The organism is Pseudomonas sp. No.21, from assembly GCF_054558415.1.
In genome coordinates this window covers 46044-66926 of sequence record NZ_BAAJNO010000008.1, presented here as the reverse complement: position 1 = coordinate 66926, position 20883 = coordinate 46044, and the positions used below count along the sequence as shown (strand labels likewise).

Annotated in this window: 17 protein-coding genes; 12 read left to right on the top strand and 5 right to left on the bottom strand. The window is 69.5% G+C overall.

Annotation, left to right across the window (positions count from 1 at the left end; all coding sequences use genetic code 11):
- Positions 1–642 precede the first annotated feature (642 nt).
- From ACYJSS_RS17700 to imuA, 3 genes are read right to left on the bottom strand one after another with little or no spacing between them, the layout of a single operon-like run.
- Complete coding sequence (locus ACYJSS_RS17700; RefSeq protein WP_236204917.1) at positions 643–3720, bottom strand: error-prone DNA polymerase; 3078 nt, start codon at positions 3718–3720, stop codon at positions 643–645.
- A complete protein-coding gene (locus ACYJSS_RS17695) occupies positions 3717–5132 on the bottom strand; it encodes a Y-family DNA polymerase (RefSeq protein ID WP_236204918.1) in 1416 nt (471 codons plus the stop codon). The genes ACYJSS_RS17700 and ACYJSS_RS17695 overlap by 4 nt, the downstream gene beginning before the upstream one ends.
- The gene (imuA, locus tag ACYJSS_RS17690) at positions 5132–5743 is read right to left on the bottom strand and encodes a translesion DNA synthesis-associated protein ImuA (RefSeq protein ID WP_236204919.1); all 612 of its coding nucleotides are present in this window, start codon (positions 5741–5743) and stop codon (positions 5132–5134) included. The genes ACYJSS_RS17695 and imuA overlap by 1 nt, the downstream gene beginning before the upstream one ends.
- 261 nt (positions 5744–6004) lie before the next feature.
- On the opposite strand from imuA, the gene ACYJSS_RS17685 reads away from it, so the two are divergent.
- From ACYJSS_RS17685 to ACYJSS_RS17640, 10 genes are all read left to right on the top strand, one after another.
- Positions 6005–7045 carry a GGDEF domain-containing protein gene (locus ACYJSS_RS17685; RefSeq protein WP_111264254.1) on the top strand — a complete coding sequence of 347 codons (1041 nt, stop codon included), beginning with the start codon at positions 6005–6007 and terminating at the stop codon, positions 7043–7045.
- Between the two features lie 172 nt (positions 7046–7217).
- A complete protein-coding gene (locus tag ACYJSS_RS17680; RefSeq protein WP_236204955.1) occupies positions 7218–8231 on the top strand; it encodes a methyl-accepting chemotaxis protein in 1014 nt (337 codons plus the stop codon).
- A 14-nt stretch (positions 8232–8245) separates the two neighbouring features.
- Positions 8246–8611 (top strand): response regulator, encoded by a 366-nt coding sequence (locus ACYJSS_RS17675; protein ID WP_021221682.1) that lies wholly within the window; start codon positions 8246–8248, stop codon positions 8609–8611.
- 1 nt (position 8612) lies between these two features.
- Complete coding sequence (locus tag ACYJSS_RS17670; protein WP_111264256.1) at positions 8613–8939, top strand: STAS domain-containing protein; 327 nt, start codon at positions 8613–8615, stop codon at positions 8937–8939.
- Between the two features lie 13 nt (positions 8940–8952).
- A complete protein-coding gene (locus tag ACYJSS_RS17665; protein ID WP_236204920.1) occupies positions 8953–11145 on the top strand; it encodes a chemotaxis protein CheA in 2193 nt (730 codons plus the stop codon).
- Positions 11146–11157: 12 nt separating this feature from the next.
- On the top strand, positions 11158–12804 hold the full coding sequence (locus tag ACYJSS_RS17660) for a methyl-accepting chemotaxis protein (protein ID WP_111264258.1): 1647 nt from the start codon (positions 11158–11160) through the stop codon (positions 12802–12804).
- Between the two features lie 9 nt (positions 12805–12813).
- A complete protein-coding gene (locus ACYJSS_RS17655) occupies positions 12814–13323 on the top strand; it encodes a chemotaxis protein CheW (RefSeq protein WP_021221686.1) in 510 nt (169 codons plus the stop codon).
- On the top strand, positions 13323–14132 hold the full coding sequence (locus tag ACYJSS_RS17650; RefSeq protein WP_111264259.1) for a CheR family methyltransferase: 810 nt from the start codon (positions 13323–13325) through the stop codon (positions 14130–14132). The genes ACYJSS_RS17655 and ACYJSS_RS17650 overlap by 1 nt, the downstream gene beginning before the upstream one ends.
- Positions 14129–15259 (top strand): protein-glutamate methylesterase/protein-glutamine glutaminase, encoded by a 1131-nt coding sequence (locus ACYJSS_RS17645; RefSeq protein WP_236204921.1) that lies wholly within the window; start codon positions 14129–14131, stop codon positions 15257–15259. The genes ACYJSS_RS17650 and ACYJSS_RS17645 overlap by 4 nt, the downstream gene beginning before the upstream one ends.
- Before the next feature lie 175 nt (positions 15260–15434).
- The gene (locus ACYJSS_RS17640) at positions 15435–16079 is read left to right on the top strand and encodes a response regulator (protein WP_111264858.1); all 645 of its coding nucleotides are present in this window, start codon (positions 15435–15437) and stop codon (positions 16077–16079) included.
- Between the two features lie 13 nt (positions 16080–16092).
- Here the strand turns inward: ACYJSS_RS17640 and ACYJSS_RS17635 are convergent, their stop codons facing one another.
- Entirely contained in the window at positions 16093–16815 is a 723-nt protein-coding gene (locus ACYJSS_RS17635) for a phosphatase domain-containing protein (protein ID WP_111264857.1), read from the bottom strand.
- Positions 16816–17409: 594 nt separating this feature from the next.
- On the opposite strand from ACYJSS_RS17635, the gene ACYJSS_RS17630 reads away from it, so the two are divergent.
- Positions 17410–17664, top strand: coding sequence for a hypothetical protein (locus ACYJSS_RS17630; protein ID WP_111264856.1), 255 nt, complete (start codon positions 17410–17412; stop codon positions 17662–17664).
- Between the two features lie 12 nt (positions 17665–17676).
- Here ACYJSS_RS17630 and ACYJSS_RS17625 read toward each other — a convergent pair whose 3' ends face one another.
- Positions 17677–18096 (bottom strand): hypothetical protein, encoded by a 420-nt coding sequence (locus tag ACYJSS_RS17625; protein ID WP_146603112.1) that lies wholly within the window; start codon positions 18094–18096, stop codon positions 17677–17679.
- Positions 18097–18510: 414 nt separating this feature from the next.
- Between ACYJSS_RS17625 and ACYJSS_RS17620 the strand changes: the two genes are divergently transcribed.
- Positions 18511–20883 (top strand): glucose/quinate/shikimate family membrane-bound PQQ-dependent dehydrogenase, encoded by a 2373-nt coding sequence (locus ACYJSS_RS17620; protein ID WP_236204922.1) that lies wholly within the window; start codon positions 18511–18513, stop codon positions 20881–20883.

The window sequence follows — 20883 nt, the reverse complement described above, 5'->3', positions numbered from 1 at the left end:
GCGGTCAGGCCCCCTCGGGGCTGGCGGCTGTTTGCTTCAACCCACCACCCTCCTCCGGCTCACCGTTGGGCCTCGCTACGCTCGGCGCCAACCTGCGGGCGTAGGGTGGACGACGCTCCACCCGTCCACCATCCGGGCTCGCCGGCCACACCGCCGGTGGAGGTAAAAAGCGACCTCCACCCTACGCAGCGGTCAAGCCCCCTCGGGGCTGGCGGCTTTGTGCTTCAACCCACCACCCTCCTCCGGCTCACCGTTGGGTCTCGCTACGCTCGGCGCCAACCTGCGGGCGTAGGGTGGACGACGCTCCACCCGTCCACCATCCGGGCTTGCCGGCAACACCGCCGGTGGAGGTAGAAAGCGACCTCCACCCTACCCAGCGGTCAAGCCCCCTCGGGGCTGGCGGCTTTGTGCTTCAACCCACCACTCTCCTCCGGCTCACCGTTGGGCCTCGCTACGCTCGGCGCCAACCTACGGGCGTAGGGTGGACGACGCCTCACCCGTCCACCATCCGGGCTCGCCGGCCACACCGCCGGTGGAGGTAGAAAGCGACCTCCACCCTACCCAGCGGTCAGGCCCCCTCGGGGCTGGCGGCTTTCTCGTGGGCGCGAATTCATTCGCGATGGGCGACTCAGTCGTTCACCGTCAATGGAAATCCCGGCTGCGCACATCCAGCCCCGCCAGCAGCGGCGTGAGGTCGTGCAGGCGGCGGGCGATGAGGTGGCGCACGCCGTCCTTGGTCTCCAGGCGGCCGTCCACCTGCAGCATCTGCGAGCCCACCAGCACACGGCGCTGGCGTACGGCGATGTCGTGCCAGACCACCACGTTGACCATGCCGAACTCGTCTTCCAGGGTGACGAAGACCACGCCGCTGGCGGTCTGCGGGCGCTGGCGGCCCTTCACCAGGCCGGCCACGCTCACCGCCTGGCCGTGCTCGGTGCCGGCCAGGTCGCGGGAGCTGCGGCAGCGGCGTCTGGCCAATGCGCCGCGCAGCAGAGCCAGCGGGTGGGGGCCGAGGGTGGTGCCCAGGGTGTCATAGTCGGCGTGCAGGTCCTCGCCACGGCTGGGCAACGGCAGGTCCACGGGCAGCTCGGCCTGCTGCGGCAGGCCGGCGAACAGCGGCAGCTCCTCCTCCACCGCCGCCACCGCCCAGCGTGCCCGGTGGCGATGGCCGGCCAGACCGCGCAGGGTGCCGGCATCGGCCAGGCGCTCGCGGGCGCGGGCATCCAGGCGGGCGCGGTGGCAGAGGTCGGCCACATCGTCGAAGGCACGAATGGCACGTGCAGCGGAGATGCGCCCGGCTGCCTCCTCGTTGAAGCCCTTGACCATGCGCAGCCCCAGGCGGATGGCCAGGCGCCCGCGCGCATCGGGCTCCAGGTCGCAATCCCAGTCGCTGTGGCGCACGTCCACCGGGCGCACCTCGATGCCGTGGCGGCGGGCGTCCTGCAGCACCTGGTCGGGGGTGTAGAAGCCCATGGGCCAGCTGTTGACCAGGGCGCAGGCGAAGATCGCCGGCTCGTGGCACTTGAGCCAGCTGCTGGCATAGGCCAGCAGGGCGAAGCTGGCGGCGTGGGACTCGGGGAAGCCGTAGCTGCCGAAGCCCTTGATCTGTTCGAAGAGGCGCTGGATGAATGCCAGCTCGTAACCCTTTTTCAGCATGCGTTCGGTCAGGCGGATGCGATGGGGCTCCAGGCCGCCATGGCGCTTCCAGGCGGCCATGGAGCGACGCAGCCCATCGGCCTCCTCGGCCGTGTACTCGGCCGCCACCATGGCAATCTGCATCACCTGCTCCTGGAACAGCGGCACACCGAGGGTGCGCTGGAGCACCGTCTTCAGCTCCTCGGAGGGATAGTCCTCCGCCTCCTCCTTGTTCCGCCGCCGCAGGTAGGGATGGACCATGTCCCCCTGGATCGGCCCCGGCCGCACGATGGCCACCTGTATCACCAGGTCGTAGAACGCTTTCGGCCGCAGGCGCGGCAACATGGCCATCTGCGCACGGGACTCGATCTGGAACACGCCGACGGTGTCGGCGCGGCTGATCATTTCGTAGGTGGCGGCGTCTTTCTCAGGCAATCCCGCCAAGGTCAATATCCTGCCCCGATGCCGCTCGATCAGCCCGAAGCAGCGCCGCAGGGTGGTGAGCATGCCCAGGGCCAGCACGTCCACCTTGAGCAGGCCCAGGGCGTCGAGGTCGTCCTTGTCCCACTGCACCACGGTGCGCTCGGCCATGCTGGCGTTCTCCACCGGCACCAGGGTGTCCAGCGGTGCCTCGGAGATGACGAAGCCACCCGGGTGCTGCGACAGGTGCCGGGGAAAGCCGATCAGCTCGCCCGTCAGCGCCAGCACGCGGCGCATCACCGGGCTTTCCGGGTCGAAGCCGGCTTCCAGCAAGCGCTCGATGGGCGGCGCACGGTCGCTCCAGCTGCCGCAGCACTCGGCCAGGGCGTTGACCTGGTCCGGCGGCAGGCCCAGCACCTTGGCGATATCCCGTACCGCGCCGGCGCCGTGGTAGGTGCTGGCCACCGCCGTCAGCGCGGCGCGGCCCCGCCCGTAGCGGCGGAACACGTACTGCATCACCTCTTCGCGGCGCTCGTGCTCGAAGTCGACGTCGATATCCGGCGGCTCCTTGCGCTCCTTGGACAGGAAGCGTTCGAACAGCAGGTTGAAGCGGCTCGGGTCCAGCTCGGTGATGCCGAGCACGAAGCACACCACCGAGTTGGCCGCCGAGCCGCGCCCCTGGCAGAGGATGCCTTTCGAGCGGGCGAAGCGGACGATGTCGTGCACCGTGAGGAAGTAGCTCTCGTAGCCCAGCTCCTCGATCAACGACAGCTCATGTTCCACCTGCTCCAATGCCTTATCGCTCGCCCCACCCGGCCAGCGTTCATGGATGCCCGTGGCCACCAGATGGCGCAGCCAGCTCACCGGCGTATGCCCCTCGGCCACCAGCTCGCGCGGGTACTGGTAGTCGATCTCGCCCAGGTCGAAGCGGCAGCGCGCAGCGATCACCCGGGTCTCGACCAGCAACGCCGGCGGGTAGAAGCGCTCCAGCACCGCGAGTGAGCGCAGGTGGCGCTCGCCGTTGGGGAACAGCCGCTGCCCGGCCTCGGCCAGGGTGCAGTGGTGGCGGATGGCGGTCATGCAGTCCTGCAGGGCACGGCGGCCCCGGGCATGCATGTGCACGTCACCCGCCGCCACGGCGGGGATGGCCAGCTCAGCGGCCAGGGCCTGCAGGCGGGCCAGCCGGCTGGCGTCGTCCGGCCCCCGGTGCAGCTCCACCGCCAGCCACAGGCGCCCGGGGAAGCGGGCCCGCAACCAGCGGCCCTGCTCCTCGTCCGCCGGCTCGCCGGGCAGCCAGAGGGCCAGCAGGCCATCCAGGGCCCCTTCGAAATCCTCCGCCAGCAGGCGGTACTCGCCCTTGGCAGCGCGGCACCGGGCCCGGGTGATGAGGCGGCACAGGCGCTGGTAGCCGCCCAGGTCCTCCACCAGCAGCACCAGGCGCGGGCCGTTCTCGATCGCCATCTCGCTGCCGACGATCAAGGGCAGCGCGCTCGCCTTGGCCGCCTGCCAGGCCCGCACGATGCCGGCCAGGGTGCATTCGTCGGTGATCGCCAGGGCCGCGTAGCCCTGCTGCTTCGCCCGCTCGAACAGCTCGGCGGCGCTGGAGGCCCCGCGCTGGAAGCTGAAGTTGGACAGGCAGTGCAGCTCGGCGTACCCGGCGCTCATGCGAACCACCCGAGCAGGGTGAAGGGCCCGATCTCCCCCGCCGGGCACCAGGCCCAGGCGCGGCGGCCGTCGCGGGTCTCCAGCTGGTAGTAGTCGCGGCGCTGGTCGTCGCCATCCCACCAGCCGGACTCCACCCGCTCCGGCCCGGCGAGGAGGCGCGGGGCGAACTCGCGCAGCGGCTGGCCCTCGCGCAGCAGCCAGCCGGGCCGAGGCGGCCCCTGCAGCAGCGGCCCGGCCTGGCCGTCCACACCCAGGCGCCAGGCATGCTCGGGGCGGTGGTCTGCATGGGCCTTGAGGCCCTGCACGGCGTCATCGCCCAGGCGCGCCCGCAGGCGTTCGCGCAAGGCTTCCCAGGGCAGGTTCTGCTGCGGTCGCGGGTCGAACAGTTCGCGGTGCTCGGGCACGAAGCGCGGCAGGTCGCGGGCCAGCAGGCGCAAGGCGCGCACCGGCGCCACCACCTGCAGTTGTTCCAGGCGCCCACGGGCCAGCTCGAAGAGCATCGCCGGGTCGCGTTCGGCACCCAGCAGGCCCACCGGCACCTGGCTGTCCGCCTGGCTGGCGTGCTGCAGGTGCAGGACGAAGCGCTGCACACCGCTGTCGCGCCCGGCGAGGAAGGCGGCGAGGTCCGAGGTGAGGCGGCGCAGGGGGAACAGCAGCGCCTGGTTCGATTCCACCTCGAAGTTGAGCTCGATGCGCGCATCGAACTCATCCGGCGGCAGGTAGCAGTCCAGGGCCACGGCGCGGCGCCCCTGCAATTCGTCCAGGTGCTGCAGCACCCGTGCGGTGAAGCGCTTGGCCAGGGTCTCGCGGGGCAGCGCCAGGACCTGCTTCATGCGCCGCAGCCCCATGCGCCCCAGGGCCGTGGCCACCTCCGGCTCGAAGCCGGCACGCTCCACCGGCATGCGCTCCAGCGCATCCTGCAGCGCCGCGCCCTCTTCCACCGCCAGGCCATCGTGGATGTTGGCCAGCATGCGGGCCGCCACCGGATTGGGCGCCACCACGATGCGATGACGGAAGCCGAGCGCCGCCAGCTCCTCGCGCAGGCGCGCCTCGAAGCGCGGCCAGGGCCCGAACAGCGCCAGGCTGGAGGCGATCTCCAGCAGCAGCACGCGGGGGTAGCGCAGGCTGACATGGGAGCTGAAGCCGTAGCCCCAGGCGGCGAGAAAGCGCTGCCAGTGCTCGATCTCCCCGGCGTCGTATTCAGCCTGGGCGAAATCACGGGTCAGCGCGTGGGCGGCGGTCAGGCCCATGCCCGGGCGCAGCCCCAGGGCCCGGGCGGCCGGGTTGACCGCCTGTAGCACGCGGCGTTGGGGCGTGCCGGTGACCAGGGCCAGGGGCGCTTCGGGGTCGTCGCGGCGGCGCAGCACGGCGTCCAGCGCCAGCTGCGGCAGCAGGATGCAGACCCAGCGCATCAGTGCCCCGCGAGGGCCAGGGTGCCGGTCGGCGCCAGGCCACCCCGGCACTTGAGTACGCGCACCCGGCCCGGGCCGTCCAGTGCCAGGCGCAGGGCGGCGGGCGACGGGTTGAGGGCTTCCTGCAGGGGGCGATAGGCGAAGCCCAGGGTCTGCCCGGTTTCCGCCGCCACCTGCAACCTGCGCAGGGCCCGGTCGTCCGCCTGGCGCGGCCAGCAGAGCACGGCGCCGCAGCTGCCCGAACGCAGGCACTGCTCGGCCGCCCAGAGGGCGTCGCGGCCCTCGGCCTCGACCAGCACCAGCCAGCGCAGGTCCACCCCCGCAGCCTGCCAGGCTTGGGGATACGGCAGGTAGGGCGCGCCGACCAGCACCACCCGTTCGGCGCTGGCGGTGAGCCGCGCCAGGGTCGGCCAGAGCAGTTGCAACTCACCCAGCCCCGCGCCCGGCACAAGGATTTCGCTGAGGGCCGACTCCGGCCAGCCGCCCGAAGGCAGCGCCGCATCCAGGGCACCATGCCCCGTGGGTTGCGCACCGACAGGATGCGCACTGGCCTGGCCCTTCCAGATGCGCCGCTCGTTCAGCAACGCATCGAGGGCTACCACGGCGCCCATCAGGCGCCATCCCGGCGAAGGCGGCCCGTGAGGGCGGAAGCAAAGGAGGCAGGCATGGGGATCTCGGTACGAATTACTGTATGTGCATACAGTAATTGAGGCGAATACCTACGGCAATGCTCTACACACGCCGTAGGACGGGTGGATCATCCCCTGGCGCGAATACCCTGCGCGCGGGACCGGCGAAACCGGAGGAAAGGCTAACGGCGCGCCGACGCCCTGCGATAGCCTAGGCGCTCACGGCCTGCGGATGAGCCCGCGATGCAGCAACCCCATCACAGCCCCCCCGGTCTGGAAGACGCCGACCAGCGTGCCCTGGTGCGGCTGATCTTCGCCTCCACCGCCCTGACCCTGGCCTGCTTTTCGGTGCTGCAGTTCCTCGCCGGCAACCTGCCCCTGTCCCTGCTGGAGATGACCACCGCCGCCCTGCTCGGCTGGGCCTGCCAGCGCATCCGCCACGTCCAGGTGCTCACGCCCTGGCTCTACGCCTACCTGCTGCCGACCTTCAGCTTCCTCCTCTACATCATCGTCATGCCCGGCGCCTCGCCCACCGCCTTCGTCTGGATCTACCTGGTGCCGGTGCTCTCCTACCTGCTGCTGGGCAAGCTGCGCGGCTTCCTCCTGGCCATCCCCTATCTGGTCCTGGCGGTGATCGCCTACCTGCTGCGCTTTCCGCCACAGCCCGACGCCAAGGGCCTGATCGACCTGGGCAACGCCATGCTCTGCGGCCTGCTGATCCTGGCCTTCATGCACATCTACGAAGCCCGCCGGGCGATCGCCCACGCCCAGTTGCGGCGCCTGGCGCAGAGCGACGCCCTCACCGGCGTGGCCAACCGCGCCTTCTTCCAGCAGGCCCTGGAGCAGAGCATCCGCGACGCCGAGCGCACGGGGGCCGGCCTGGTGCTGGTGGTGCTCGACGTCGACGACTTCAAGCAGGTCAACGACCGCTGGGGCCACGACGCCGGCGACCAGGCCCTGCGCCATATCTGCCAGCGCCTGCAGCAACGGCTGCGCGCCACCGACCTGATCGGCCGCCTGGGCGGCGAGGAGTTCGGCCTGCTGCTGGGCCGGACCACCCGCGACGACGCCGCGCGCCTGGTCGAGGAACTGCGCCACGACCTGCAGCGCTCGCCGCTGCAATACGGCGAGCAGCGCATCCCCCTGTCCGCCACCTTCGGCCTGGCCGAATGGAAAACCGACGGCCACAGCGGCGACGAGCTCTACCGCCGCGCCGACAAGCGCCTCTACCAGGGCAAGGCCCAGGGCCGCAACCGCCTGGTGATCAGCGACTGCGTGCCCTGATCACCCGCATGGCGGGATTCCCCTAGACCGCCCTAGGGGCTGCCCCGATTTCGACGGAGCAGCGCACCTCCTATCGTTCCCGGTATCACTCCACTACCGGGACTCTGCCGTGCTGGCCTATTCCGTTCTCTGGTTCGCCCTCCTCCTCGGTCTCGCCGGCCTGGGGCTGGAGATGCCCTGGGTCGCGGGAGCCGGTATCGCCCTGGCCGCCGTCGCCGCCCTCCTCCTGCGCCCCCGTGCACCGGTGGTGGTGGAAGCGGCGCCGACCCGCACCGAGCCGCCGCCCACCGACTGCCAACCCCTGCTCGCCGCGGTACTGCCCGCCTGGGGCCAGAACATCGGCCAGGTGCGCGAACTGGTGAGCGGCAACGTCAGCCAGCTGTTCGGCCGCTTCGCCAGCCTGGCCCAGCGCCTCGACCAGACCCTGCAACGCTCCGAGAGCGTGATCGGCGGTGCCGGCGTCACCGACAACCTGCGCCAGGCCCAGCAACGCCTGGACGAGGTCACCACCGCCTTCCACCAGGCCACCGCCCACAAGAACGAGCTGCTGGCCACCATCGGCCACCTCAACAGCTACGCCAGCGAATTGCAGAGCATGTCCAAGCACGTCCAGGACATCGCCAGCCAGACCAACCTGCTGGCCCTCAACGCGGCCATCGAAGCGGCCCGCGCCGGTGACTACGGACGCGGCTTCTCGGTGGTGGCGGACGAGGTGCGCAAGCTCTCCAGCCTCTCCGCCGAGACCGGCCAGCGCATGGTCGAGAAGGTCGGCGAGATCAACCAGGCGATCCGCTCCACCGTCAGCGCCGCCGAGGAACTCTCGGCCAGCGAGGAAAGCAACCTGCGCTACCTGGACCAGGTGGCCGGCGACATCATGCAGGGCCTGAGCGCCAACCTCGACGAACTCACCGACACCTCCCGCGAGCTGCAGCGCGACGCCCGCACCACCCAGGCGGACATCCAGGAAATCGTCGTCAGCCTGCAGTTCCAGGACCGCAGCGACCAGATGCTCGACCACCTGCAGAACGACCTGGAGCGCCTGCTGCACGCCCTGCGCGAACAGGACCCGATCCTCGGCCAGCCGCAACGCTGGCTCACCGAGCTGCGCCGGCAGTTCACCACGGACGAAGAGCGCACCGGCCGTCGCGGCCAGCCTGCGCAGAACAGCGAAGTCACCTTTTTCTGATCATTGGAGGCCCCATGGCCAAGACCATCCTGATAGTCGACGACTCCTCGTCGATGCGCCAACTGGTGAAGATGACCCTCGGCGGCGCCGGCCACCAGGTCATCGAAGCCGTCGACGGGCGCGACGCCCTGACCAAGCTCAACGGGCAGAAGATCAACCTGATCATCAGCGACGTGAACATGCCCAACCTCGACGGCATCGGCCTGGTCAAGGAGATCAAGGCCCACAAGGACTACCGCTTCACCCCCATCGTCATGCTCACCACCGAGAGCGAGCAGAGCAAGAAGGCCGAGGGCCAGGCCGCCGGCGCGCGCGCCTGGATCGTCAAGCCCTTCCAGCCGCAGCAATTGCTGGCCGCCGTCGAAAAGCTGGTGGGCTGAGATGCTCGCCATCGAATTCGACACCGCCGCCAGCCCCGCGCGCCTCGCCCTGGGCGGCAGCCTGACCATCTACGAGGTGGCCCAGGCCCATGGCGAGCTCCTGGCCCTGCTCGCGGCCAATGCCCGGGTGGAGGCCTGGCGCCTGGACCTCGCCGAGCTGGAGGAACTGGACAGCGCGGGCGTGCAACTGCTGCTCGGCCTGCGTCGCCAACTGGTGCTGGCCGGCCACACGTTCGAGGTGGTGAACCTGCAAGGCGCTGCGCTGGAAGTCGTCAGCCTGCTGCGCCTGGACGTGCTGCTGCCCGGCGAGCAGCCGGCAGTGGCCTGAACGGAGGCGCCCGATGCTCAATGGAGAACAGTGGAGCCAGCTGCTGCTGGGCTTCATCGAAGAGGCCCGTGACCTCGGCAAGCAGGCCGAGGAATACCTGCTGCAACTCGACCAGCAACCCGACGACGCGGCTGCCATCAACGGCCTGTTCCGTGCCATGCACACCCTCAAGGGCTCGGCCGGCCTGTTCTCCCTCACGCCCCTGGTGAGCTTCACCCATCACCTGGAGAACCTTCTGATGGCGGTGCGCGACGGCCACCGCGCGCTCGACCCGTCGCTGGTCTCGCTGATGCTGCGCTGCCTCGACGAGATCGTCTCGATGATCGCCCTGATCGACCCGGAAACCGGCGACCTGCCGGTGGACGAACAGCATCAGACCGAGCTGCTCGGCGCCCTCGCCGCCCACCTCGGTGCGGCCGCCCCGGCGCACGCGGCGCCCGCCGAGGCCACGCCGCCCGCCGATGGCGGCTCGCCCAGGGACGGCGCCTGGCACATCTCCCTGCGCTTCCATGCCGACCTGCTGCGCAACGGCTTCGACCCCATCGCCTTCGTCCAGTACCTCGGCCGCCTGGGCGAGGTGCTCAACCTGCAGGTGATCGACGACGCCCTGCCGCCGCTGGCCGAACTGGACCCGGAAAGCTGCTACCTGGGCATGGAGATCGACCTCTTCAGCAAAGCCACCAAGGCCGAGATCGAGGACGTCTTCGACTTCATCCACGACTTCTGCACCCTGCGCATCCTGCCGCCCGACAGCGCCCTGGACGACTACATCCGCCTGATCCAGGAACTGCCCGAGACCGACCAGCGCATCGGCGCCATCCTCGTCGCCAGCGGCCTGCTCACCGAGCACGAACTGGCACAGGGCCTGGCCCTGCAGGCCGGGGCCCCTGAACTCAAACCGGCCCTCGGTGCGGTGCTGGTGGAAGAAGGCATCGTCGCGCCGCAGGCGGTCAGCGCCGCCCTGGCCAAGCAGAAGAGCTCGCGCGAGCGCAAGGTCCAGGAAAGCAGCCAGATCCGCGTCGCCGCGCACAAGCTCGACGAGCTCATCAACCTGGTCGGCGAGCTGGTGATCAGCGCCGCCGGGGCCCAGCTGCAGGCGCAGATGCACGGCAACGCCCTGTGCCTGGAAGGCGCGCAGACGGTCAACCAGCGCGTCGAGCAGATCCGCGAGGCGGCGCTGAAGCTGCGCATGATCGAGATCGGCGACACCTTCAACCGCTTCCACCGCGTGGTGCGCGACGTCAGCCAGCAGCTGGGCAAGGACATCCGCCTGGAGATCCGCGGGGCCGACACCGAGCTGGACAAGTCGGTGATCGACAAGCTCGCCGACCCCCTCACCCACCTGGTGCGCAATGCCATCGACCACGGCATCGAATCCGCCGAGCAGCGCCTGGCCGCCGGCAAGAGCGCCGAAGGCCGGCTGAGCCTCAACGCCTTCCACGAGTCGGGGATGATCGTCATCGAGGTGGCCGACGACGGCCACGGCCTGAACACCGCGCGCATCCGCGAGAAGGGCATCGCCCGTGGCCTGATCGATGCGCAGGCGAACCTGCCCGAGCACGATATCCAGCGGCTGATCTTCGCCGCCGGCTTCTCCACCGCCGACAACGTCTCCGACCTCTCCGGGCGCGGCGTCGGCATGGACGTGGTGCGCAGCGCCATCGACGCCCTGCGCGGCAGCATCGAGATCGACTCGCGGCCGGGCCTGGGCTGCACCTTCCGCATCCGCCTGCCGCTGACCCTGGCGATCATCGACGGCTTCCTGGTGAGCCTGGGCGAAGAACACTTCGTGGTGCCGCTGGACATGGTCACCGAGTGCCTGGAGCTGGAAGCCGGGCAGCTGGCAGAGGCCGCCTACGGCTACCTCGACCTGCGCGGCCGGCCCCTGCCCTGCATCGACCTGGCCGCGCACTTCGAGCTGCCGGTGCAGCGCGGCAAGCGGCGCAACATCGTGGTCGTCAGCCTGGGGCGCCAACAGGCCGGGCTGGTCGTCGACAACCTGCACGGCGAGCTGCAGACGGTGATCAAGCCGCTCGGCCTGCTGTTCCAGCACCTGGAAGGCATCAGCGGTTCCACCATCCTCGGCTCCGGGCAGGTCGCCCTGATCCTCGATATCGCCAGCCTGTTCCGCCACCTGCAAGGACGCGTCGACGCCGACGCCCGTACCCCTTCAACCCAACCGCGCCCCGACCTCGCGGGCTCGTAGGAGATCACCGCCATGCAATTCATCAGCAACCTGAAGATCGGCGTAAGGCTGATCGCCGGCTTTTCCCTGGTGGTGCTCCTGACCGCCGTGGTGGGGGTCCTGGGCATCGTCAACCTGGGCAAGGTCAACGACCTCTCCGACCAGATGTACAGCCGCGAGATGGCCGCCCTGGAAACCATGATGAACGCCAACCTGGACCTCATCTACATGGGCCGCCACCTGCGCAGCAACCTGCTGTCGTCTTCCCAGCAGGAACGCGACGCCACCGCAGCGCAGGTCCACGACGCGATGAAGAACCTGCACGAGAACCTCGACAAGGCGCGCGGCAGCTTCGACAGCGAGCAGTCCCTCGCCAAGCTCACCGCCCTCGACACGCAACTGGCCGAATACGAGAAAATCGTGCTGCAGATGCTCGAGGCGAACAAGAACGCCCCCCTGGCGCAGAGCACCGAGGCCACCGCACTGATGCCGCAGCTGCGTGCCCAGGGCAACGCCGCCGACGCCACCATCAGCGAGCTGGTGGCGCAGAAGAAATCCCGCGCCAAGGACGCCAACGACACCATCACCGACATCTACCTGGGTTCGCGGACCCAGATGATCGCGCTGATCCTGATCGCCGCCGCGCTCGGCTTCGCCATCGGCATCCTCGTCACCCGCTCCATCTCGCGGCCGTTGAACCGCGCCATGGGCGTGGCCAACAGCCTGGCCGAGGGTGACCTGACGGTGCACGTCGAATCCGAAAGCCGCGACGAGACCGGGCGCCTGCTGGCCTCCATGCAGCACATGACCGAGCGCTTGCGCAGCGTCATGGCCGACGTGCGCAGCGCCGCGGACTCGCTGTCCTCGGCCTCCGAGGAAGTCAGCGCCACCTCGCAGTCCCTGAGCCAGGCCGCCACCGAACAGGCCGCCAGCGTCGAGGAGACCACCGCCTCGGTCGAGCAGATGTCCGCCTCCATCGCGCAGAACACCGAAAGCGCGCAGATCACCGACGGCATCGCCGGCAAGGCCGCCAACGACGCCGTGCAGGGTGGCCAGGCGGTGCGCGAGATGGTCCAGGCCATGAAGCAGATCGCCGACAAGATCGGCATCATCGACGACATCGCCTACCAGACCAACCTGCTGGCCCTCAACGCCGCCATCGAGGCCGCCCGCGCGGGCGACCACGGCAAGGGCTTCGCGGTGGTCGCCGCCGAGGTGCGCAAGCTCGCCGAGCGCAGCCAGGTGGCCGCCCAGGAGATCGGCGGCGTCGCCAGCAACAGCGTGCACCTGGCCGAACAGGCCGGCGCCCTGCTCGACCAGATCGTGCCCAACATCCAGAAGACCTCCGACCTGGTGCAGGAAATCACCGCTGCGTCCCAGGAACAGACCACCGGCGCCGCGCAGATCAATATCGCCATGGGCCAGATGAACCAGATCACCCAGCAGAACGCCTCCGCCTCCGAGGAGCTGGCGGCCACCGCCGAGGAAATGAACGCCCAGGCCAGCCAGCTGCAGGAGCTGATCGGCTACTTCCGCCTGGAGAGCGCCGCCCAGGCCGGCAAGCTGCCCGTGGTGCGCAACGACCGTGGCCCCGGCAACGTGCGCGAACTGCGCCGCCCGGCCCCGCGCAAGCCGAACCAGCCGCTGGCCGATGAAGGCCAGTTCGTCAGCTTCAACTGAGGAGGCGGCATGAACGAAGCCAAGGCCATGGTGCCGGTGGCCCTGCCCACCAGCATCCAGCACCTGTCGTTCCGGGTGCGCCAGGCGCGCTACGCACTGCCCATCGACCTGGTGCGCGAGATCATCGAATACGGCCAGGTCACCACCGTGCCGATGATGCCGCCCTTCATCCACGGGGTGATCAACCTGCGCGGCAACGTGGTGCCGGTGCTGGATCTGGCGGCACGCTTCGGCTTCGAGCTGAGCGTGCCGAACAAGCGCACCTGCATCGTCATCATCGAGCTGAACCTGGATGAGCAGCAGCAGCGCATCGGCCTGGTGGTGGACGCGGTGGACGCAGTGCTGGACATCGAGTCCGACAAGGTCGAGCAGGCGCCGCCCTTCGGCGCCGGCATCCGCACCGACTTCATCGCCGGCATGGCCCGCGATGAGCGCGGCTTCACCATCATCCTCGACGTGCGCCGCGTGCTCTCGCTGGACGACATCCGCCAGCTGAGCCTCGCCCAGCAGGCCGGCTGATGCCCACCAGCCACCTGCCCAAGCTCAGCGACAGCGACTTCCGTCGCCTCCAGCAGATGATGCTGGAGGCCTCGGGGATCCGCATGGCCGAACAGAAACGCACCCTGATGGCCGGGCGCCTGATGGGCCGCCTGCGCGCCCTGGAGTTGGACAGCTACGGCGACTACATGAAGGTGCTCGACGATCCCGCCGCCCAGGAGGAACGGCGCACCGTCATCGACCTGCTGACCACCAACGAAACCTACTTCTTCCGCGAGCCGCAGCATTTCAAGCTGCTCGGCGAATGGGTGGCCCGCCAGCGTCGCCCGTTGCACCTGTGGAGCGCCGCCAGCTCCTCCGGCCAGGAGGCCTTCAGCATGGCCATGACCCTGGCCGAGAACGCCCGCACCCAGGACTGGTCGATCTTCGCCAGCGACCTCAGCCGCCGCGTGCTGGAAAAGGCACGCCAGGCCACCTACCCCATGGAGCAGGCGGAGAACTTCCCCACCGGCTGGCTCAAGCGTCATTGCCTCAAGGGCGTGGAGGAGAGCCAGGGGCTGTTCCGCATGAGCCAGACCCTGCGCCACCGGGTGACCTTCGCCGAACTCAACCTGACCCGGCCAATCCCCAGGGAGATCGGCCCCTTCGACGTGATCTTCCTGCGCAACGTGCTCATCTACTTCGGCCAGGAGGAAAAGCGCGCCATGGTCGCGCGCCTGGTGGAGCGCCTGCGCCCGGACGGCCTGTTCTTCATCGGCCATGCGGAAAGCCTGCATGGCTTCAACCTGCCGCTGCGTGCAGTGCGGCCCTCGGTATTCCAACGCTCATGAGCCCGCTCAGCAGACCCGCCCCGAACCCGATCAAGGTGTTCATCGTCGACGACTCCGCCCTGGTGCGGCAGGTGCTCACCGCCTGCCTGGACAACCACCCCGGCATCCAGGTCATCGGCCAGGCCGCCGACCCGCTGTTCGCCCTGGACAAGATGCGCAAGCAGTGGCCCGACGTGCTGGTCCTGGACGTCGAGATGCCGCGCATGGACGGCATCACCTTCCTGCGCAAGATCATGGCCGAGCGGCCCACGCCCTCGATCATCTGCTCGACCCTCACCGAGGCCGGCGCGGCCATCACCCTCGAAGCCCTGGCCGCCGGCGCCGTAGGCGTCTTCACCAAGGCGCGCCAGGGGCTCAAGGACAGCCTGCAGCAGCTTTCCGGCGAACTCATCCGGCAGATCGAACTGGCTGCCCGCAGCCACCCCCACGCCATGCCGCGCAGCGCGCCGCCGCCCCCCCCGGCCAAGGCCGCGCCGGCAGCGGCTCCGGCCGAACCTTCGGCACGCCCCACCGGCTACGCCACCACCGACCGCGTGGTCGCCCTGGGCACCTCCACCGGCGGCACCCAGGCCCTGGAGGTGGTGCTGCGCCAGCTGCCGGTGGATTGCCCCGGCATCGTCATCGTCCAGCACATGCCGGAGAAGTTCACCGCCGCCTTCGCCCAGCGCCTGAACAGCGTGTGCGAGATCGATGTGCGCGAGGCCCGGCACATGGACCGCGTGCGCCCGGGGCTGGCCCTGGTCGCCCCCGGCGGGCACCACATGCAGCTCAAGCGCAGCGGCGCACAGTACTTCGTCGAGGTGCTCGACGGCCCCCACGTCAACCGCCACAAGCCCTCGGTGGACGTGCTGTTCCGCTCCGTCGCCCGCCACGCCGGGCACAACGCCCTGGGCGTGATCATGACCGGCATGGGCGACGACGGCGCCCGCGGCCTGCTGGCCATGCGCGAGGCCGGCGCACGCACCGTGGCCCAGGACGAGGCCAGCTGCGTGGTCTTCGGCATGCCCAAGGAAGCCCTGCGCATGGGGGCGGCGCAGAGCACCGAGCCCCTGGCCAAACTGTCGGAGGTGATCGTCCGCTACGCGCGCGGCTCGGCGCCCGACAAGAACGCGGAGGCCGCAAGATAGAGGCGTTCCAGGCGAAAAACGGGTCATTTTGATACTGGCCCGGTGCTACCGTCCGTCCGGTAAGCCCGGGCGAACCTTCGTGTCGGATGCTACTCCGTACCTGTAGGCCTGCTCTTTTTCAGGGCGGCCTGCACTTGGAGAAATGCATGAACGACGCGTTGCGCAAGGAGCGCCCATGACCTGTCGCCTGTTGCTGGCCGACGACCACGCACTCATCCGTGTCGGCGTCCGAGCCATGGTCAACGATCTGGAGGGTTACGAAGTAGTCGGAGAAGCGGAGGACGGCGAGGAAGCCGTCGTGATGGCCGAGCGCCTGAAGCCGGACATCATCCTCCTCGATATCTCCATGCACGGCGTGGACGGCCTGGAGGCCCTGCAACGCCTGGGTACGCGCGTGCCCGAGGCCCGCGTGCTGATGCTCTCGATGCACACCGACGCCGACGTGGTGCTCTCCGCCCTGGAGAAAGGCGCCTACGGCTACCTGCTCAAGGACGCCGCCATGGTCGAGCTCGCCCTCGCCCTCAAGGCCGTCGACCGGGGCCAGCGCTACCTCAGTTCCGCCATCGCCCAACCGGTGATCGACCAGGCCCTGGCCCGCCAGCACGGCGGCGACGATCCCGGGCTCACCCAGCGCCAGGTGGAAATCCTGCGCCTGATCAGCCGGGGCGCCTCGACCCGCTCCATCGCCGACGGCCTCGGCCTCAGCGTGAAGACGGTGGAGGCCCACCGCGCCCAGATCATGAAGCGCCTGGACATCCACGACGTTCCCGGGCTGGTCCTCTACGCGGTGCGCAAGGGCATCATCAGCCCGGACGATTGAGGCGGCGGGCGAGTCAGGAGTCGGAACGCACCTGCTCGACGGGCCCGCTCACCGCCACCTCCTCATCCGCCTGCGCGCCGAAGGTGGCCCGCAACCAGCGCCCCACCTGACACGCCGCCAGGGTCCGGGTGCTGCAGGCGCCGCTGGCCAGCGCCTGGCGCAAGCCGTCGATATCGGCGCCCTCGACATAGGCGATCGCGTCATCCATCAACCGCGCGTCGCCGAAGCCACCGGCCTTCATCTCCGCCAACGCATCGGCACGGCTCCAGCCCTGCACCACGGTGCGGTACATGGCCGCCATCAGCCCGGTGCGGTCGCGGCCGTGCTTGCAGTGCATGAGCACCGGCCCCTGCGCCTCGGCTCGCTGCAGCACACGGAGCACACGCAGCACGTCCACGTCGTCGACCCGGTCGGCGTGCAGCGGGATGCTCACCCGTTGTACCTGGGCATCGCCCAGCCAGTCGGCATCGTCCTCCTTGATGAAGCTCACCACCGTGCGCACCCCCAGGCGCTGCAGTTGCGGCAGGTCGCCGGAATCCGGCAGCGCGCTGCGGTACAGCTGTGGGGTCATGCGGTAGAGGTTGAAACCACGGTCCACCGGCACCGCCCAGTCCTGCCGTGACAGCAGCGCTCCCGGCTCCGGCACCTGGGTGTTGCCCTGGGCCAGCGGCACGCACAGCGAAGCGACGGCCAGCAGGCCGGCGAAGAACAGCGAGATACGGGGTCCGGGCGTCATGGCGCGCTCCTGCAAGGTTCGCCACTACCCTCGCGCACCGCCCGTAAAGGCCAGATCAAGAAGACGTGAAAAATTTGTCGGCCGCCCCACCGGTGCAATCGCCTGCAAGGGCGACCGCAGGGGCGATTTCATGGGCTCTGCCTGCGCGGGCGCTCGTGAACGTGATGCGAAGCTTCAAGCAGGGTGTATTCCGGGGCATTCCTGCCCCCCTGTCGCGCCCACCGCATGGTTTTCGCTTCGCTCTACGCCATCCTGCGAAGCCGCCAGCCGCGGTCGTGATGCGCACATCAATGTGAAGTATCGAGCACCGACGATGAAGCGAGGGAACCCGACGCAGTCGGGCCGTATGCAGGGGCGAGCCCTTTTGGTTACTTTTCTGTGGTTCGGCATCCCGACGCTTGAGAAAAGTGACTCGCCCGGGGGACGAAACCAGAACCACCAGCAAAACTCGCTAATCGGCTTGGCCAAAACCTTGATGCAGCGAAACCCGCCGGCCCTGTGCAACGGCCAATTCGGCGGATGTCCGACAATCGCCACACCACGCCGGGCCAAGCTGTTCTAGAATCAGCCTCGAATCACGCTGCAGTCCCGCCCATGGATATCCAGAGCCGCACCCTTCTCCTGCGTTCCCTCCTCGCCCAGCTCAGCGAGGACGACCCCCGTGATGCCAGCACCCTGGAAGGCGACCCGGCACGGGTGATGATCGGCCTGCGCGATCTCCAGGAACTCGGCCTGATCAGCGGCCAGCTGCAGCGCAGCGAGCAGAGCGACGGCCAGGGCCCGCTGCTGGCCAGCGCCACGGGCATCACCCTCACCCGCCGCGGCGCGGCCTTCAAGGCCGAGCCCTGAGCCCCGCGCGCATCAGTTCGCCGAGGACAGCTCGGTGCCCTGGCTGACGCTCATCGACGCGTAGGGCCGGTTGTCGAACTGGTGGTACTTCTCCAGCCAGGCGGCATAGGCCTGGCCATCCCCCGCATAGCGACCCGAGCTGGAGTAGCGCGGCGCATCCCCTTCCACCAGGCGGCGCTCGATCATCGCCGGATAGGCCGGGTGCTTGCGGGTGGTGAAGAGATAGACCGAGCCGTCGCGCTCGTTCTTGATGATGGTCACCTGGTCCGACGACGAATAACGGACTTCCGGCAACGCCAGCGCCTCATCGAACGCCGCCTGCCACTGCTGCACGCTGATGGGCTCGGGGAGCGGCTGCACCGCCGGCTGTTCGTTGGCCTGGGAATCGCCCGCGCCGAACAGGCCGAGCAGCATTGCGAATAACTGGTTCATGGTCTTGCTCACCGGGAATGGGAGTCACAGAGGTTCAGAGGGACGTTGGCGGGGTCGGTTCAGGAAATTTTCGGGGGCTCGGCGCAGGGGGCGCTCGGCAGTCCGCTGGGTGGGTCGGGGTGGCTGCGCTGCCCGCCCGACGGCCAGGCCGGCGCGGGATGCGATAGCGACCGTGCGGGGGGACCCGCTTGAAAGACCGTGCCTCCGGCCCGAACGCCAGCAGGATGATGAGAGGCGCCTAGCTCACCCGATTCACATGACGGAATGATGACGAAGTGCCAGCCGGCGACCAGTCTCACCCGTGGCCCTGAACTATTCCCCGCACCGGGGTTCGATCTCTTCAGCGGCGCCGCTCCGTATCCGCGCGTGCCGGCCCCTGATCGCAACCGCAAAGCCCCCACCCCGGAGGACCCCATGGCCACCCTCGGCGCCCGCCCTTCCCACCTTGCCCGCCTGCTCGCCCTGCTTCTGTCGCTGATCGGCCTCGCCCTGCTGATCGGCGGCATCCGCCTGGTCTGGGTCGGCGGCTCCTGGTACTACCCGCTGACCGGTGCAGCCCTGCTGCTGACCGGCTTCCTGCTGTGGAACGGCCTCGGCTCGGCGCTGCTGGTGTTCGCCGCGATGCTCATCGCCTCCACCGCCTGGGCCCTCTGGGAAGTCGGCCTGGACTGGTGGCAACTGGTCCCGCGCCTGGCCCTGTGGTTCGGCCTCGGCGTGCTGCTGTTGCTGCCCTGGACGCGGCGCGGCCTGGCCGGTGGCACCTCGCCGGCCAACGGTGGCGCGCTGCTGGTGGCGGTGCTGCTGGCCGGCGCCGTGGCACTGCTCAGCCAGTTCACCGAACCGCACCGCCAGGAAGGCGAGATCAGCCGGGCCGACCCCGCGCCCGCCGCCGGCGAGCCGCCCATGCCCGAAGGCGACTGGCAGGCCTACGGGCGCAGCAATGCCGGCGACCGCTACTCGCCCCTGGCGCAGATCACCCCGGAAAACGTCCACAAGCTGGAGCTGGCCTGGAGCTACCGCACGGGCGATCTGCCCGGCCCCGACGACCCGCAGGAAACCACCGCCGAAAACACCCCGCTGAAGGCCAACGGCATGCTCTACGTGTGCACCCCGCACAGCCAGGTGATCGCCCTGGACCCGGACAGCGGCCGCGAGATCTGGCGCTTCGACCCGAAGATCAGCACGCAGCACGCCGACAGCTTCAAGGGCTGGGCGCACATGACCTGCCGGGGCGTCGCCTACCACCAGCAAGACACCCCCGGCGACGGCAAGCGCTGCGAGCGGCGCCTGTTCCTGCCCACCGCCGACACCCGCCTGATGGCCCTGGACGCCGATGACGGCAAGCCCTGCGAGGAGTTCGGCGAGAAGGGGTCCATCGACCTCACGCGCGGCATCGGCAGCTTCACCCCGGGCGGCTACTACTCCACCTCGCCGCCCGGCGTCAGCCGTGACCTGGTGATCATCGGCGGCCACGTCACCGACAACGTTTCCGAGGACGAGCCTTCGGGCGTGATCCGCGCCTACGACGTGCGCGACGGCCACCTGGTGTGGAACTGGGATGCCGGCAACCCCGACGACACCGCCCCGCTGGCCGAGGGCCGCACCTACACCCGCAACTCGCCGAACATGTGGTCGGTGATGAGCCTGGACGAGCAGCTCGGCCTGCTCTACCTGCCCATGGGCAACCAGACCCCGGACCAGTGGGGCGGCCGCCGTACCCCCGCATCGGAGAAATACAGCGCCGGCGTCACCGCCCTGGAGATCGCCACCGGCAAGGTGCGCTGGACCTTCCAGATGACCCACCACGATCTCTGGGACATGGACGTCGGTGGCCAGCCCACCCTGGTCGACCTGCCGCCGCAGAAGGCCGGCGATGCCCCGCGCCCGGCGCTGATCGCCTCCACCAAGCAGGGCAGCCTCTACGTGCTCGACCGGCGCACCGGCGAGCCCATCGTCCCGGTGAAGGAAACCCCCGTGCCCCAGGGCGCGGCCAAGGGCGACTTCACCGCGCCGACCCAGCCCATGTCGGCACTCAACCTGATGCCCCCGCCGCTGCAGGAGCGCGACATGTGGGGCGGCACGCCGATCGACCAGATGCTCTGCCGCATCGCCTTCCGCTCGCTGCGCTACGAAGGCATCTACACCCCGCCCTCCGAGCAGGGCAGCCTGGTCTACCCCGGCAATTTCGGGGTCTTCGACTGGGGCGGCATCGCGGTGGACCCGGTGCGCCAGATCGCCTTCCTCAACCCCAGCTACATGGCCTTCACCTCGAAACTGGTGCCTGAAGGCCGCGCCGCCGATGAACCTGCGCGCAAGAGCGAGATCGAAGGCGTACAGCCGAACAAGGGCGCGCCCTTCGGCGCCCTGCTCTCGCCGCTGCTGTCCCCCCTCGGGCTGCCCTGCCAGTCGCCGCCCTGGGGCTACGTCGCGGGCCTGGACCTGACCACCATGAACGTCGCCTGGAAACACAAGAACGGCACGGTGCGCGACAGCTCGCCGATCCCCATCCCGCTCCCCATGGGCGTGCCCAGCCTGGGCGGCAGCGTGATCACCGGCGGCGGCGTCGCCTTCCTCGCCGGCACGCTCGACCAGTACCTGCGCGCCTATGACGTGCGCAATGGCGAGCAGCTCTGGGAAGGCCGCCTGCCCGCCGGCGGCCAGGCCACGCCCATGAGCTACACCGGCAAGGACGGTCGCCAGTACGTGCTGATCGTCGCCGGTGGCCACGGCTCACTGCACACCCGCCAGGGCGACTATGTCCTGGCCTTCGCCCTGCCCAAGGAATGA